Genomic DNA, 14,756 nt, shown 5'->3' with positions numbered 1-14,756 from the left:
CCGCTCGTCGGGGTGCGGGCCGTCGCCGTACCCGGGAACGGACGCGTCCCGGCGGTCGTTGGACCGTCATGGGATTCCTCGACAGACTCCTCGGCAGAACGCCCGACGAGCGCACCTACCACGGCGTGCCCGGCCGGCCCGACGACGCCCGGCCGCACACGGGTGAGGCACCGGGGAAGCACGGCTACGCGCCGTACCCCGGCCAGCAGCCCGCCGGCCGGCCCGGCGTCGGCGTCCCGGCCGCCCACCGTGACCCCGACGAGGTGGCCGTGGAGCGGTACCGCTACCTGCTGCGCACCGCCCCGCCGGACGCCGTCGAGCAGGCGCACGCCGAGGCGTTCGCCCGCCTCACGCCGGAGCAGCGGCGCCGCGTGCTCGAGGAGGTCGGCTCCGGCCTCCCCGCGAACGAGCGCGCCACCTCCGACGACCCGCAGTCCCTCGCCCGCATGGCCACGCGCGCCGAGATGCGGAACCCCGGCACGCTGGAGCAGTCGTTCCGCGGCCAGGGTGGGTTCGGCGCGGGCGGCCGCGGGCCGAGCTTCGGGTCGATGGTCGGCTCCAGCCTGCTCGGCACCGTCGCGGGCGTCGTCATCGGCTCCGCCGTGGCGAGCGCGCTCTTCGGCCCGACCTTCGGCGACCCGTCGCAGGACTTCGCCGGCGACGCGGGGGCCGACGGCGGCGACGCCGGGAGCGACGCAGGCGCGGACGCCGGCGGCGACGCCGGGTCCACCGAGGCCGCCGGGGCCGACGCCGGCTACGACGGAGGCGGCGACGCCGGCGGCGGGTTCGGCGACTTCGGGGGCGACTTCGGCGGCGGCGACTTCGGCGGGTTCTAGACCGCCCGCTCGCACAGCCCGAGGAAGGCGCCCAGGCGGCCGAGGCCCTCGGGGGTGTGCGGCAGGTAGTCGGTGAGCTCCGGCGACCGTACGACGATCGCGCACCACTGCCCGCGCGAGACCGCCACGTTGACCCGGTGCCGGGACAGCAGGAACCCGGTGCCACGGGGCACGTCGTGGGGCGACGACGCGGCGAGGGTGACGATCGCGACCGGCGCCTCCGTGCCCTGGAACCGGTCGACCGTGCCGACCCGGACGCCCTCGAGCCCGGCGTCGTCGAGCGCGCGCCGCACCGCCCACACCTGCGCGTTGTAGGCGGCGAGCACGACGACGTCGTGCGGCTCCAGCGGGCGCGTGGGCTGCCCGGCGCCGGGGGTCCAGGACCGCCCGACGACGGCGGCCGCCTGCCGCACCACCTCCTGCGCCTCCTCGGGCGAGGCGACGCCGCGGCCCTCGTGCCGCACGGGCACGTGATGCACGCCGGGGGCCACGCCGTCGAGCCGGCGCGCGGCCGCGGTCTCGTGGGCCTGCAGCCGCCCCTCGTACGCGAGCTGGGACACCGCCTCGCAGAGTGCGGGGTGCATCCGCCACGACCGCGCCAGGAAGTAGCCGAGCCCCGGCGGCAGCACGTCGCGACCGTCCGCGAGCCACCCGAGGGCCGACCGGTCGACCGGCTCGGGGTGGCGCCCGCGGCTGACCTGCGGCAGCTGCTGCGGGTCGCCCAGGAGCAGCAGGCGGCGCGCGGACCGGGAGACCGCGATCGTGGACGCGAGCGAGAACTGGCCGGCCTCGTCCACGACCAGCAGGTCGAGGTCGTCGTCGGGCCAGCGGCCGGGGTGGGCGAAGTCCCAGGCCGTGCCGCCGACGACGCCGGGGCCGCGGCGGGAGAACTCGGCGAGCTCGTCCCCCGACAGCTCCGCGCAGACCGCGGCGGACGGCCGGGCGTGCGCCGCCTGCGCGGGGCTGTCGGCCGGCCTCTTCCTGGCCACCCGCTCGGCGGGGACGCCGGCCTTCTCCACCACGGCGCACAGCATGTTCTCGACCGCGGCGTGCGACTGCGCGACCACCCCGACGCGCCAGCCCTCCGCGACCAGCGCGGCGATCACGTGCGAGCCGACGTGCGTCTTGCCGGTGCCGGGCGGCCCCTGCACCGCGAGGTAGGAGCGGTCGAGGGCGCGCGTGGCGGTGAGCACGGCGGCGGTGAAGTCGCCGTCGACGACGTCGGGCAGCGGCCCGCCGCCGGCCAGGCGCGGGGGGCGGCGCCGCAGCAGGTCCGCGGCCGGGCCGTCGGGCAGCGCGCGGTCGGCGTCCCAGGCCGCCACCGCGCGCCGGGCGACCTCCTCGAGCGCCTGCTCCTGCGGGTCGGCGCGCGGCCCGCTCGACGGGGTGAGCGCCATCGGCAGCGCGTCGAAGGTCTCCGCCCCGACACGCACCTGCTCGCGCAGCAGCAGGACGTCGCGCTCCCCCGCCTCCGTCTCCCGGCGCACCGCGTCGACGATCGTCGCGCCGCCGTGGAAGCCGCGCACCGCGTTCGCCGGCACGGTCACGGCCTCGGGCGCCGGGTCGTCGTAGAGGACGAACGGCACGGCCCCGACGCCGAGCTCGGAGCCCTCCGACAGCCGGCCGACCAGCTCCAGCACGCGCGCGGGCGCGCGCCGCCCGTCCTCGACGAGCCAGTCCTGGACGACCGTCGCACGTTCCACGTGGAACGTGTTCCGGCGGCCCTGCCACTCGTCCGGCGGCAGCTCGAGCCGCGAGTAGTGCTCGTGCCAGAACGGCTTGCTCTCCCGGCGCCAGTAGCCCAGCGAGGCGCCGATCATCGCGAGCCCCTGCGCCTCGTCGTCGCGGGCGCCGCGGTCCTCGCCGACCCGCTCGCGCACCTCGGCCTCCAGGGCCCGCCGCCGCTCGCGCGCCTCACGCGCCGCCGCCTGGCGCGGGGTCTCCGGGGCCGGGGCCTCGACCGGCCCGACGGGCCGGCGCGACGCCGGGCCCGCACCCTCGGCCGGCGCCGCCCCCTCGGCGGTCCGCGCGTCGACGACGTCGGCCGCCTCGCGCAGCCAGTCGAACAGCCGGAGGGTGGAGACGCAGTCGTACCGGTTGTAGTCGGCGATGTCGCGCAGCAGGGCGTCGGCCTCGTCGTGCCGGCCGGCGTCGCGCAGGGCCGTGTACTCCGCGTACGCGACGATGGACGCGGCCGCGGTGGTGACGTCGCCCGACCGCAGCTCGTCGCCCATGTACAGCGGCTCGAGCTTCTTGATCGACTTCGAGCGGTCGGAGATCCGCAGCGACGAGCGCACCACGGCGTAGAGGTCCACCAGCACGCCGTCGCGCAGCAGCTGGTCCACCTCCTCCTCGTAGACGCCGTGCCGGGCGGCGATCGACAGCAGGTGCACCCGCTCGTACGACGCGTAGTGGTAGACGTGCAGGTCCGGGTAGGCGCGCCGGCGCTCGGTGAGGTAGTCGACGAAGTCGACGAGGGCCTGTCGCTCCTGGGCCAGGTCGTGCGCCCAGAACGCGCGGAACGGGGGCGCCTCCTCCTCGGCGACCGGCCGCTCGACCAGGCCGAACAGGTAGTCCAGGCCCGTCTGCTGGCCCCACTGCTCGCCCTGCGGGTCGGACCACAGCGGGTCGCCCTCGAAGTCGAAGAAGACGTCGCCGGGGCTGGGCGGCGGGAGCCGCCGGACGGCGGAGGTGTCGGGCAGCTGCCAGCGGATCGTGGCGGGCTCGCCGTGGTCGTCGTAGGCGACCTCGCCGTCCCACCCGCCGGCGCCGAAGCCCCCCGTGCCGAGCTGCAGCCGTGCCTGGTCGCGCACGCGCTCGAAGCTGCGGGCCGGCATCCCGGCGGGCGGGTCCTCGGCCTTCGCGAGCTCGTCGATGGTCGTGATGCCGCCGGCGAGGAGGCGCGCGCGCTGCTGCTCGTAGACGCCGCCCACGAGCAGGACGTCGCGGTGCGCGGCGGCCTCCTCGGCGCAGGCGGGGCAGCGGCCGCAGGCGGTGAACCGCTCGTCGCCCCACGCCAGGGGCCCGTCGTCGGCGCGGTGCGCGGCGACGACCTCCCGCAGCCGGGCGCGCCGCTGCTGGAGCACGGGCAGCAGCTCGGCCAGCCGGTGCGAGCTGGTGACGCGGGTGCCGAGCACCAGGTGCACGGCGTCGGTCGGGTCGACGTGCGCGGCGGCGAGCTGGTCGGCGTAGGCCGCGAGCTGCAGCAGCGCGGTCACCTTGGCGCGCCGCGCCAGCTTGGTCTCGAGGACGGCGTAGCGCGGCAGCGCCGCGGCGGCATGCTCCCCCGGCCGCCCGGGACCGACGTCGAGGTCGCCCAGCGGGTCACGGACCAGGAAGTCGGCCCGGCCGTGGAACTCGCCGTCGAAGAACGACGCCTGCGCGACGACGTCGGCCCCCGACTCGATCGCCGCGAGGGTGGCGCCGTGCGCCGCCACCAGCCCGTCGCGCGTGAGCCGCGCCGGCGCCCCGACCTCGACGACGCCGCCCGGCCCGCCGTCCGAGCGCCCGAACCGGGACACGTACTCGCCCAGCACCCGGCGCTCGTGCGCGTCACCCAGCGCCGCGGTCCGCTCGAGCATCGCGTCGGCCTCGCGCTCGCGCCGCGGGACCCGGCCGAGCAGCTCGTCGAGGCGACGCAGCAGGCGGAACTCGCACTCGGCGGCCACGACCAGGTCGCTCGCGGAGTGCACGACGGCGGGCTCGCCGGCGCCGTCGATGGTGCGGTCCGCGTCCAGGAGGAACATGCCACCGGTCTACCAGCGGCGACCGACACCCCTGCCCCCTGGCCTTCGAGCACGCGATCTCTCGCGGCAAGGCGGCCGATGCCGCGAGAGATCGCGTGCTGGAAGGCAGTCATCTTGCATGCAAGATGGATGCAAGCGTAGGTTGCCCCGGGTGACCGTCCCCACGACACCCGTGCCGGCCCCGCAGGGCCCGCCGACGCCGCCCCTCAGCGCCGCCGAGCGCGCGTACCAGCACACCAAGGCGAGGATCCTCTCGGGCGAGGCGGCCGGCGGCGTGCTGCTGTCCGAGGGCGACGTCGCGGCGGAGCTCGGCATCAGCCGCACCCCCGTGCACGAGGCGTTCCTGCGGCTTGACGCCGAGCGGCTGCTCGCCGTCGCACCGCGGCGCGGGGCCGCCGTCGTGCCCATGGCCCCCGACGAGGCGCGCGACGTGCTCGAGATGCGCGAGGCCGTCGAGCGCTCCACCGCCCGCCGCGCGCTGGCGCACGGGCGGCCCGCGCCCGCCGTCGTCGACGAGCTGCGCGCCCACCTCGACACGCAGCGGAGCGCGGCGGCGGCGGACGACGTCGAGGCGTTCGTCGTGGCGGACTCGGCGTTCCACGGCGTGCTCGTGCGCGCGTCGCGCAACCAGACGGCGATCCAGTTCATGGGGCTGCTGCGCGACCGCCAGCTGCGCCTCATGTTCCAGCACCTGCACGTCGGGGCGGACGAGGTCGCGGCCGCGCTCGCCGAGCACGAGGCGATGCTCGCCGCCGTCGAGCAGGGCGACGCCGACGGGTACTGCGACCTGCTGCACGACCACGTCCGCCGGCACCGGGGCATCCTGTGAGGCGCCCGTGGCTCGGCGCGTTCGCCGCGCTGTTCGTCTCCTCCTGGGCGGGCAACCAGTTCACGCCCGTGCTCCTCATGTACGAGGAGGTGCAGGGCTACGGCGACGCCACCGTCAACGCGTTCCTCGGCGTGTACGTGCTCGGCCTCGCGCCCGCTCTGCTCGTCGCCGGGACCCTCTCCGACCGGTACGGCCGCCGTCCCGTGATGCTCGCGGGCACGGCGATCGGCATGGCCGCCAGCGCGGTGCTGGCGTTCGGCGCGCTCGGCCCGGCTCCGATCTACGTGGGTCGCCTGCTGGCCGGGATCACGGTCGGGACGGCGACGTCGGTCGGGACGAGCTGGATCAAGGAGCTCTCCCAGGTCCCGTACGACCGGGCCGCGGACGCCGGCTCGGGCGCCCGACGCGCGTCGCTCGCGTTCACGCTCGGGTCGGGCGTCGGCGCGCTCGTCGCGGGCGCCCTCGCGCAGTGGGGCCCGTGGCCCGAGGTGCTGCCGTTCGTGGTGCACCTGGTCGTCACGGCGCCGTTCCTCATGGTCGTGCTCCGCACGCCGGAGTCGAACGCGTTCGGCGGCGAGGCCGGGCCGTGGTGGCGCGGCCTGCGGGTGCCGCCGGCCGGGCACCGGCGGTTCACGCGCGTGGTCGCGGTCGTCGCGCCGTGGATCTTCGTCGTCGCGGCGCTCACGTACGGGTACGCGCCCGTCCTCCTGCGCGACCAGACGCAGGGTTTCGGCGTGGCGTACGCCACGCTGCTCACCGTGGTCGCGCTCGGCGTGGCCGCCGTCGTGCAGCCCGCGGCCAAGCGGCTCGACGCCGTCGACTCCGCGCGCGGGCTGGCCGTCGCGGGCGGGGCGCTCACGCTCGCGGTGGCGTGCGTCGGGCTGGTCGTGGCGTCGGGCTCGCCGTGGTGGGGCGTCGGTGCCGCCGTCGTGGGCGGCGCGGGCATGGGGATCGGCCTGTCGTCGGGGCTCCTGGAGGTGCAGCGCATCGCCGGGCCGCGCCACCTCGCGGGCCTCACGGGCGTGTTCTACGCCGTCGCGTACGCCGGCTTCCTCACGCCCGCGATCATGGCGGCGATCACGCCGCCGTTCACGACGACGCAGCTCTTCGCCGTCCTCGTGGCGCTCGGCGCGGTGTCCACGGGCGTCGTGGTCGCGCACTACCGCAAGCACCTCCCGCAGGCCTGACCCGGCCGTCCGCGTCGGTCCGCGGAGCGGGCCGCGCATGGACCAGAGCGGGCGGTTTCCGACATAGTGGGGGCCGCTCGACGACGGAGGAGTGTCATGGCTGTGCGATTCAACCCGCCCCCGGGGTGGCAGGTGCCCCCGGGGTTCCGGCCCGACGCGGGGTGGGTCCCCGACCCCGCGTGGCCGCCCGCGCCCCAGGGCTGGGAGTACTGGGTGGACGACGCCGCGCGCCCGGCCCGGCCCGAGACCCCGGCCGAGGCGACCACGGTCATGGCGCCCGTGCCCGCCGCCGTCGCGTACGCCCCCGCCGCCGCGACCACCGTCGCGGCCATGCCTCCACTGCCTCCCTTGCCCCCGCAGCCTCCGCAGCCTTCCCGGCCGCCGTCACCGACGACGGCGACGGCGACCTACGGCGCCCCCGTCGCGACCGTCTCCGCACCGCCGCCACCGCCGCCCGCGGCGATCCCGGCCGCCGCTCCCCCGTACGGCCACGCCGACGCCGAGGAGGACCGCGGAGCCGTCGCGACCGTCTCCGCGGCGCTCCGCACCGTCGGCGACCGGATCCGCACCAGCAGCGGCCGGCGCGCGGCGCGGCAGGCCGCGGACGAGGCCGCCGAGGCCTCGGCGAGCCGCACCCGGACCGGTTCCCGTCCCCGCGGCCGGCGCGGCGGCCCGCTCGTCGCCGGCGTCGCCGTCGCGTGCCTGGCGCTCGGCTGCATCCTCGGTGTCTCCATCTCGATGATGCGCAGCTCCGACGCCGCGCAGGCCCTCGTGGACGCCGACCGCATCGAGGCCGCGGCCGAGCAGGCCCAGGCCGAGGTGGACCAGGCGCGGCTGGACCTCGACACCCAGCGGGACGCCCTCCAGAAGCGCGAGGAGGCGCTGAAGGAGCGCGAGAAGGCCGCGGAGGCCGCGGAGACCGAGCTCGCGAGCCAGAAGAAGGCGTTCGAGGACCAGCAGGCGCAGGAGGAGGCGGCCCAGCAGCAGCCCCAGCAGCCGCAGCAGCCCCAGGACCAGGCGTGGTTCTACTGGGACTGCAACGCCGCCCGCCAGGCCGGCGCCGCGCCCATCCAGAACGGCCAGCCCGCCTATCGTGGCGCGCTCGACCCCAACGGCAACGGCATCGCCTGCGAGGAGGGCGAGTAGGCGCGGCACCCCCCGCGGATCACCCAGGGGCCCACCGGGCCCAGGGGACTCACCGGCCGACCGGGACCTCCGCGGTCGCGCCGTCGGTGAAGGTGAGCTCCGCGGTGGTGCGCAGCGACGCCTCCCCCGGCGCCCAGACCGCCCACCAGCCGCCGGAGACGGTGGCCTGGACGCGCTCGCCCGACGTGCGGGTGAGGGCGACGGACGCGACGTCGGCGCCGACCCGCCCGTAGGCGGACGTGAGCGCGCCGTCGCCGGTGTCACCCTCGGACCAGGACGCGGTGCCGGACTGCACGGTCGTGATCTCGCGCGGCCCGGGCTCGGCGGGCTCGGACCCCAGCACGGCGTCGCCCGTCACGACGTCGGTCGCGCCGGAGGCCTGTGTCGTGACCAGGCACTCGCCGGTGGCGCCGTCGCCCGTGAGCAGCAGGTACGTGTAGTCGCCCCGCCGCTCGGCGACGGTCGGGACGACCGGCACCTCCTCGACCCGCGGGCCGTCCTCGCCCTCGACGACGGCGTGCGCCACCGTGCCGCACGCCTGGGCGCTCGTCTCCGTCTCGGCCGGCGTCACGACGGCGGGGACGGAGGTCCACGACGCGTACGCGGTCTGCGACGACGGCCACCACACCGTGGCGACGCCTGCCACCGCCACCACGGCGGCGGCCGCGGCACCCGCCAGGACGGCGCGGCGCGGGGAGCGGCGGATCGGGGTGGCCTGCCGCGCGGTGCCGAGGATCGCCTGCAGCGCCTCGTCGTCGGGCCGGCCGGGGGCGCGGAGGTCCCGCGCCGGGTCGAGGGCGGCGAGGTCGGCCAGCATCGGGGACTTCATCGCGCCTCCTGAAGGTTGCGCAGCACGGCGGCCGTGTCGCTCGGCAACCCCGAGTAGGCCAGCAGCCGCTTCCGGGCCCGGGTCAGACGGACGGAGAACGTGGACGGCCGGATGCCGAGCACCTTGGCGCCCTCGACCGCGGTGAGCCCGTCCCACGCGACCAGGGCGATGACCTCCCGGTCCGCGGGGGAGAGCATCTCCCAGGCGCGGCGCAGGTCGGTCCGGTCGGCGGCGAGGTCGTCGGTGCCCTGCTTGCCCGCCTCCGGCTCCCGCTCGAGACGGACGCCCAGGGCGCGCCAGCGGCCGTGGGTGCGCAGGTGGGTGGCGAGCACGTTGCGGGCGACGCCGAGCAGCCACGGCTTCGGGTCGTCGGGCACGTCGTCGAGGCGACGCCAGGCGACCAGGAACGTCTCCGACACGACGTCGTCCACCAGCCCCGCCTCCACCCGACGCGCCACGAACCGTGTCACCACCTCGTGCTGCTCCACCCAGATCTGCGTCAGCAGCTCACGGGCGCGCGCGTCGTCCACGATGAAACCCTTCCGTCCTCACACTGGAGTTGCCGGCAACCCCCCGAGTGCTACACCGTAGTCACCGCGAGAGTCGACGACGACGCCGTGACCGCGCGCCGGAGCCCACCCGAGGAGTGACATGAGCCGAGGCAGGACCGTCAGGAAGACCATCGCCGCAGGCCTGGGCGTCGCCGTCCTCGCGCTGGGGGTGTCGCTCACCGCGGTCGGCCCGTCGCAGGCGGCGACCACCGCCGAGAACCTGCCCGGCGTCCCCGCCCCGGGAAGCCCGGCCAGCGAGTGGGAGGCGTGGGCCGCGCAGGAGCGTGCCGCCGCCGAGTCCACCGACTGGGAGGCCGACTCCGCGGCCCGCGGCTGCACGCTCGACGACGTCACGATCTCGGTCGAGGTCGACCGCGACTACAACCTCGCGATGGGCGCCCCGGCCGACCTGGCGACGCACCGTGTCGACCTGCTGGAGGACTGCGACGACGCCGCGACCGCCGTCGACGACGTTGCCACCGCGGCCTCGCGGTCCACGACGTCCGGGGCGAGCACGATGGCGCTGCCGTCCGGCGACCGCTGCGCGTCCACGTCCGGGCCGGGCACGATGTGCCTGTCGAAGAGCAGCGGCCGCATCTACGCGTCGTGGAAGTACCGCGGGTCGGGCTCCGTGACCGGGTTCCTGCGCATCTACCGGGTCTCGTCCGGCGCCAGCGGCTGCCCCACCGGCACCACCTGGCTGACCGGGCCCAGCAGCCGGTGGGACAGCGGCGACACCCGCACCATCTCGAAGACCCGCACGTCGGCGGGCGGCTACTCCGCGCACATGTGGAAGAAGGTCACCATCGGGCACACCGACTGGGGCGGCGTCTGCTCGGTGCTCTGACGGCCGCCCGACGACGAAGGGGCGCCCGATGACGAGCGACCGGCTGGGCGTGGCGATCTTCGTCGTGTGGACGGTGCTGCTGGTCGCCGTCCCCGTCGTCACGATCGTCCTCGCCGTGCGCCGACGGCGGCACGCCGGCGGCGGCCTCGTCGCGGCCACGGTGCTGGCGTTCGCCGTCCTCGGCGTCGGCTGGTGGCTCGTGCTGTCCCCGGTCGTCGTCGACGGGACCACGTGCATGTCCGGGTCGGCCGCGGCGGGCCTCCTCGACGACAGCCTCGACATGACCGAGTGGGCGATCTCGCCGGCGGAACGGCTGGAGTGCCGCGACCTCGCGCGCAGGATCGTCGGCGGCTGGGCGCTCGCCTCGGCGGCCGCTCTCGTCCCGTGGGTCGCCGCCGTGGCGCGCGCCCCGCGCCTGGTCCCGCCGGGCCCGCCCCCGTGGACGCCCGCCGTCTGACGGCGCGGTGGACCGGTCAGGGCACCCGACAGGACACCCGACAGGGCACCGTCAGAGGACGTGGGCGAGGAAGTCCCGCAGCCGCGGCTCGGAGGGGTTGTCCAGCACGTCGGCGGGGGCGCCCTCCTCGACGATGACGCCGTCGTCCATGAACACGACGTGGTCGGCGACCTCGCGGGCGAAGCCGATCTCGTGCGTCACGACGATCATCGTCATGCCCGAGCGCGCCAGGTCCTGCATGACGGCGAGCACCTCGCCGACCAGCTCGGGGTCGAGCGCGGAGGTGGGCTCGTCGAAGAGCATGAGCTCGGGGTCCATGGCGAGCGCCCGCGCGATGGCGACGCGCTGCTGCTGGCCGCCGGACAGCTGCGCCGGGTAGTGCCCGACACGGTCGGACAGCCCCACGCGCTCCAGGAGCTGCAGGGCCCGCTCCCGCGCCTCCGCCTTGGACAGCCCGCGCACCTGCACGGGCGCCTCCATGACGTTCTCCAGCGCCGTCTTGTGCGGGAACAGGTGGAAGCGCTGGAAGACCATCCCGATGCGGGAGCGCTGCTTCGCGATCACCTTGGGATGCAGGCGGTGCAGCACGCCCTTGTCGTCGCGGCGGTAGCCCATGAGGTCGCCGCCCACGTGGATCGACCCGGCGGTGATCTCCTCGAGCTCGTTGACGCAGCGCAGCAGCGTGGACTTGCCGGAGCCGGACGGGCCCAGCACCACGGTCACCGAGCCGCGCGGGACACCGAGCGAGACGCCCTTGAGCACGTGCACGGCGTCGTGCCCGCGGCCGAACACCTTGTGCACGTCGCGAACCTCGACCATGGTCTCGGCGGTCTCTGCGGTCTCGACGTTCTCGGCCGACGCCGTCATGGGGTCACCTCCAGGAAGGGGTCGTCCTTGGTGGTGCCGGACGCGCCGATGAGGTCCTGCTTGCGGGGCTTGCGGCCGCCGCGCGGGCCTTGCCCGCCGCGGCCACCACGACCGGTGCGGCCGCCGTCGAACCCGCGGCCGTAGTACCGCTCGAGGTAGTGCTGGCCGATCATGAGCACCGACGTGATGAGCAGGTACCAGAGCGCGGCCACGATGAGCAGCGGGATCGGCTGGAAGATGCGGCTGCCGATCTGGTTGGTGGCGTACGTGAGCTCGAGCGTGAACGGGATCGCCAGGACCAGCGACGTCGTCTTGAGCATGGAGATGGTCTCGTTGCCGGTGGGCGGCACGATGACGCGCATCGCCTGCGGCAGCACGATGCGGCGCAGGATCTTGGCGTCCTTCATGCCGAGCGCCTTCGCGGCCTCGGTCTGGCCGGGGTCCACCGACGACAGGCCGGCGCGGACGATCTCCGCCAGGTACGCGGACTCGTTGAACGCCAGGCCGATCAGCGCCGCCCAGAACGCGGTGATGACGTCCTGCGTCGTGAACGTCCAGAACTCGGGCCCGAACGGGACGCCGAGGGAGAGCCGCGGGTACAGCACCGACAGCAGGCCCCAGAACACCAGCTGCGTGTAGATCGGGGTGCCGCGGAAGAACCAGATCCAGAACCACGACACCGACCGCATCACGGGGTTGTCGCTACGCCGCATCACCGCCAGGAGCACGGCCAGCACGATGGCGATCGCCATCGAGCCGAACGTGAGGACGAGGGTCCAGCCCACGCCCCGCACGACGACGACGTCGCGCAGGTAGAGCCAGACGGTGTCCCAGCGGAAGTTGGGGTTGGTGACGAGCGCGTTGACGGCCATCGCCACGAGGACGAGGACGACCACGGCCGACACCCAGCGGCCCGGCCGGGGCACCGGCCGGGCGTGCAGGGGCTCCGGCAGGTCGCCGGACGGTCGGTCTTCCATGCGGGTCAGCCTGCCGGGTTCAGCTCGGCCGTGTCGAGCACGGCCGCGCCGGAGCCCCAGGCGTCGGCGACCTGGGCGAGCACGCCGTCGTCCATGAGCTTCTGCAGCCCGGCCTGCACGGCCTTCGCGAGCTCCTCGTCGTCCTTGGCGACGACGACGCCGTACGGCGCGGCGTCCGTGATCTCGCCCAGCGCCTCGACGGCGCCGCCCGTCTGCTCGACGGCGTAGGCGATGATCGGCGAGTCGGCGTACATCGCCTGCAGCTTGCCGCCCGCGAGGTTGGTCGTCACGTCGGACTGCGAGTCGTAGGGCAGCACGTCGACGGCGTCCTTGCCCTCGTCGGTGCAGGTCTTGCTGATCTCGGCCAGCTCGTCCTGCTGGATGGTGCCGGTCTGCACGCCGACGCTGACGCCGCACAGGTCGTCGGGCGAGATCCCCTCCGGGTTGCCCTTCGCGACGGCGTACTGCGAGCCCGCGGTGAAGTAGCTGACCATGTTGACCGTCTTCAGGCGCTCGGGCGTCACCGAGAACGCCGACATGCCGGCCTCGTACTTGCTGCCGATGGCCGGGATGATCGAGTCGAAGCCGGCGTTCTCGACCTGCAGCTCCAGGCCCATCGTCCGGGCGAGGGCGGTCGCGATGTCGATGTCGAGGCCCACCGGCGTCGTGCCGTCCGCGTCGAGGAACTCCACCGGCGCGTACTGGAGGTTCGAGCCGAGCGTGAGCGTGCCGTCCTCGGCGACGGCGTCCGGGACGAGCGCCGCGACGGCGTCGTCCTTCTGGATCGCGTCGACGTCGACGGCGGCGGAGCTGCTCTCCGCGGACGCACCCGGCGTCTGGCCGAGGTCCTGGGAGGCCGTGGTGCAGCCGGCGAGGGCGAGGGCGGCGACGGCCGAGGTGACGACGGTCGTCGCGAGGGCGTGGCGGGTGCGCATGGTGGGCTCCGAGGATCGTGCGAGGGGTCGATGCATGAGTATGCAGCCCGAGGAATTATTCTCCAAACCGCCTGGTGGCCGCGGCGTCGTCGCACCGGTGTGCGCCGGGTACGGTCGGGGCCGATGTCGACCACCTCGCTCGCCCTCGTCCTCGCCGCGGCCGTGCTCCACGCGGTGTGGAACGTCGCCGCCAAGCGGGTGGTCGGGAGCCCGCGGGTGTTCGTGTGGCTCTACAGCACGGCGTCGGCGCTGCTGTGGCTCCCCGTCGGCCTGGTGATCCTGGCGCGGGACGGCTGGCCCGACCTCGGCGCCCTGGTCGGCGCCGCCGCCGTCTCCGGCGTGCTGCACAACCTGTACGGGATCGCGCTCAACACCGGCTACGCCCGGGCCGACCTGGGCGTCGTCTACCCGACCGCCCGGGGCACCGGCCCGCTGCTGACGATGGCGGTCGCGCTGCTCGTGCTCGGCGAGCGCGCCGACGGCGTCCACGTGGTCGGAGGGCTCGTCGTCATCGCGGGCGTCGCGGTGGTCGCGAGTTCCGGCAGCACGGGCGTCGACCCGTCGCGAGGCCTCGTCGGCGTGCGCTGGGGCGCCGCCACCGGCGCGACGATCGCCGCGTACACCCTGTGGGACGCCTTCGCGGTCGCCTCGCTCGGCCTCGACCCCGTGGCCTACTTCGCGTTCAACGCCGCGTGGCAGTCGGCCACCCTCGCGCCGATCCTGCGGGACCGGGGACGACGGGCGGAGGCCGTCGGCACGGCGCGGCGGTACGCGAAGGAGATCGCGCTCGTCGCCGTCCTGTCCCCGCTCGGCTACATCCTGGTGCTGGTCGCGATGCAGACCACCCCGGTGGCGCTCGTCGCGCCCGCAAGGGAGTCCAGCATCGTCATCGGGACGCTGCTGGCGTGGTGGCTGTTCAAGGAGCCACGCCCGGCGGTCAAGATCCTCGGGTCGCTGGTGGTCGTCGCGGGCATCGGCCTCCTGTCCGTCCCGGCGTGACCGCGCGCGCGTCGCCGGGGCGCCCGACATGCCGGGCGCGCAGGCCGGCCCTACGCTCCGAGCATGATCAGGTTCCTGCTCCGCACGGCCGTGTTCCTGCTCGCCGCGGCCGTGGGCGTCCTCGTCGCCGCGTGGATCTTCGCCGCCTTCGACCTGGAGACGTTCTCCATCACCTGGTCCGAGCCGCTCGGCTTCGTCCTGGCGATCGTCGTCTTCGCCGTCGCGCAGGCGATCATCTCCCCGTTCCTCACCAAGGTGGCCCGCAACAACGCGCCCGCCCTGGTCGGCGGGGTCGGCCTGCTCTCGACGTTCGTGGCGCTCGTCGTCGCCGTCGTGTTCACGGATGGGCTCGACGTCGGTGGCGTCGCCGGGTGGATCGTCGGCCCGGTCGTCGTGTGGCTCGCGGGCATGCTCGCGGCCTTCATCCTGCCGCTGTTCCTCCTCAAGGAGGGCGTGGAGAAGGTCAAGGAGAACCGCGAGGACGACTGACCCGCCGAGATAGAGAAGCCGGACCCGCGAGATAGAGAGGGGACGGACCGTAGCCGGCTAC

14 protein-coding genes are annotated in these 14,756 nt (G+C 75.2%); 8 read left to right on the top strand and 6 right to left on the bottom strand.

From position 1 onward, the window contains the following. Window positions 1-68 precede the first annotated feature (68 nt). Window positions 69-836 (top strand): hypothetical protein, encoded by a 768-nt coding sequence (locus tag ACFUVW_RS13565; protein WP_430571859.1) that lies wholly within the window; start codon window positions 69-71, stop codon window positions 834-836. On the opposite strand, the gene ACFUVW_RS13560 is transcribed toward ACFUVW_RS13565, so the two are convergent. Next, window positions 833-4,582 (bottom strand): TM0106 family RecB-like putative nuclease, encoded by a 3,750-nt coding sequence (locus ACFUVW_RS13560; protein WP_430571858.1) that lies wholly within the window; start codon window positions 4,580-4,582, stop codon window positions 833-835. The two genes, ACFUVW_RS13565 and ACFUVW_RS13560, sit on opposite strands and share 4 nt — an antisense overlap. Window positions 4,583-4,733: 151 nt before the next feature. On the opposite strand from ACFUVW_RS13560, the gene ACFUVW_RS13555 reads away from it, so the two are divergent. From ACFUVW_RS13555 to ACFUVW_RS13545, 3 genes are all read left to right on the top strand, one after another. Further along, window positions 4,734-5,411 (top strand): GntR family transcriptional regulator, encoded by a 678-nt coding sequence (locus ACFUVW_RS13555; protein ID WP_430571857.1) that lies wholly within the window; start codon window positions 4,734-4,736, stop codon window positions 5,409-5,411. Further along, window positions 5,408-6,598, top strand: a complete 1,191-nt coding sequence (locus tag ACFUVW_RS13550) for an MFS transporter (protein WP_430571856.1) — start codon at window positions 5,408-5,410, stop codon at window positions 6,596-6,598. Before ACFUVW_RS13555 ends, ACFUVW_RS13550 begins: the two co-directional genes overlap by 4 nt. A gap of 96 nt (window positions 6,599-6,694) precedes the next feature. After that, a complete protein-coding gene (locus ACFUVW_RS13545) occupies window positions 6,695-7,744 on the top strand; it encodes an excalibur calcium-binding domain-containing protein (protein ID WP_430571855.1) in 1,050 nt (349 codons plus the stop codon). Window positions 7,745-7,793: 49 nt separating this feature from the next. Here ACFUVW_RS13545 and ACFUVW_RS13540 read toward each other — a convergent pair whose 3' ends face one another. After that, complete coding sequence (locus ACFUVW_RS13540; protein WP_430571854.1) at window positions 7,794-8,573, bottom strand: hypothetical protein; 780 nt, start codon at window positions 8,571-8,573, stop codon at window positions 7,794-7,796. Beyond that, complete coding sequence (locus tag ACFUVW_RS13535; protein ID WP_430571853.1) at window positions 8,570-9,103, bottom strand: RNA polymerase sigma factor; 534 nt, start codon at window positions 9,101-9,103, stop codon at window positions 8,570-8,572. Before ACFUVW_RS13535 ends, ACFUVW_RS13540 begins: the two co-directional genes overlap by 4 nt. A gap of 121 nt (window positions 9,104-9,224) precedes the next feature. On the opposite strand from ACFUVW_RS13535, the gene ACFUVW_RS13530 reads away from it, so the two are divergent. Further along, complete coding sequence (locus ACFUVW_RS13530) at window positions 9,225-9,971, top strand: hypothetical protein (RefSeq protein WP_430571852.1); 747 nt, start codon at window positions 9,225-9,227, stop codon at window positions 9,969-9,971. Window positions 9,972-9,999: 28 nt separating this feature from the next. Further along, window positions 10,000-10,428 (top strand): hypothetical protein, encoded by a 429-nt coding sequence (locus tag ACFUVW_RS13525; RefSeq protein WP_430571851.1) that lies wholly within the window; start codon window positions 10,000-10,002, stop codon window positions 10,426-10,428. Between the two features lie 51 nt (window positions 10,429-10,479). On the opposite strand, the gene ACFUVW_RS13520 is transcribed toward ACFUVW_RS13525, so the two are convergent. The 3 genes from ACFUVW_RS13520 to ACFUVW_RS13510 are packed head-to-tail and all read right to left on the bottom strand — an operon-like array spanning window position 10,480 to window position 13,207. After that, window positions 10,480-11,295, bottom strand: a complete 816-nt coding sequence (locus ACFUVW_RS13520; RefSeq protein ID WP_430571850.1) for an amino acid ABC transporter ATP-binding protein — start codon at window positions 11,293-11,295, stop codon at window positions 10,480-10,482. Then, a complete protein-coding gene (locus ACFUVW_RS13515) occupies window positions 11,292-12,272 on the bottom strand; it encodes an amino acid ABC transporter permease (RefSeq protein ID WP_430571849.1) in 981 nt (326 codons plus the stop codon). Before ACFUVW_RS13515 ends, ACFUVW_RS13520 begins: the two co-directional genes overlap by 4 nt. 5 nt (window positions 12,273-12,277) lie before the next feature. Then, the gene (locus tag ACFUVW_RS13510) at window positions 12,278-13,207 is read right to left on the bottom strand and encodes an ABC transporter substrate-binding protein (RefSeq protein WP_430571848.1); all 930 of its coding nucleotides are present in this window, start codon (window positions 13,205-13,207) and stop codon (window positions 12,278-12,280) included. Window positions 13,208-13,330: 123 nt separating this feature from the next. Between ACFUVW_RS13510 and ACFUVW_RS13505 the strand changes: the two genes are divergently transcribed. Both ACFUVW_RS13505 and ACFUVW_RS13500 read left to right on the top strand, forming a co-directional pair. Further along, a complete protein-coding gene (locus tag ACFUVW_RS13505) occupies window positions 13,331-14,206 on the top strand; it encodes an EamA family transporter (protein ID WP_430571847.1) in 876 nt (291 codons plus the stop codon). 63 nt (window positions 14,207-14,269) lie between these two features. After that, window positions 14,270-14,695, top strand: a complete 426-nt coding sequence (locus ACFUVW_RS13500; protein WP_430571846.1) for a hypothetical protein — start codon at window positions 14,270-14,272, stop codon at window positions 14,693-14,695. Window positions 14,696-14,756: the final 61 nt, after the last annotated feature.

Origin of the sequence: Isoptericola sp. NPDC057391 (genome assembly GCF_042668085.1) — a bacterium.
Lineage (GTDB): Bacteria > Actinomycetota > Actinomycetes > Actinomycetales > Cellulomonadaceae > Isoptericola.
This window is presented reverse-complemented; position numbering and strand designations above follow the sequence as displayed.

Coding starts and splice junctions, on each gene's coding strand:
- ACFUVW_RS13525 (WP_430571851.1), top strand. CDS start 10,000: ATGACGAGCGACCGGCTGGGCGTGGCGATCTTCGTCGTGTGGACGGTG.
- ACFUVW_RS13520 (WP_430571850.1), bottom strand. CDS start 11,295: ATGACGGCGTCGGCCGAGAACGTCGAGACCGCAGAGACCGCCGAGACC.
- ACFUVW_RS13505 (WP_430571847.1), top strand. CDS start 13,331: ATGTCGACCACCTCGCTCGCCCTCGTCCTCGCCGCGGCCGTGCTCCAC.
- ACFUVW_RS13530 (WP_430571852.1), top strand. CDS start 9,225: ATGAGCCGAGGCAGGACCGTCAGGAAGACCATCGCCGCAGGCCTGGGC.
- ACFUVW_RS13565 (WP_430571859.1), top strand. CDS start 69: ATGGGATTCCTCGACAGACTCCTCGGCAGAACGCCCGACGAGCGCACC.
- ACFUVW_RS13515 (WP_430571849.1), bottom strand. CDS start 12,272: ATGGAAGACCGACCGTCCGGCGACCTGCCGGAGCCCCTGCACGCCCGG.
- ACFUVW_RS13510 (WP_430571848.1), bottom strand. CDS start 13,207: ATGCGCACCCGCCACGCCCTCGCGACGACCGTCGTCACCTCGGCCGTC.
- ACFUVW_RS13545 (WP_430571855.1), top strand. CDS start 6,695: ATGGCTGTGCGATTCAACCCGCCCCCGGGGTGGCAGGTGCCCCCGGGG.
- ACFUVW_RS13500 (WP_430571846.1), top strand. CDS start 14,270: ATGATCAGGTTCCTGCTCCGCACGGCCGTGTTCCTGCTCGCCGCGGCC.
- ACFUVW_RS13560 (WP_430571858.1), bottom strand. CDS start 4,582: ATGTTCCTCCTGGACGCGGACCGCACCATCGACGGCGCCGGCGAGCCC.
- ACFUVW_RS13540 (WP_430571854.1), bottom strand. CDS start 8,573: ATGAAGTCCCCGATGCTGGCCGACCTCGCCGCCCTCGACCCGGCGCGG.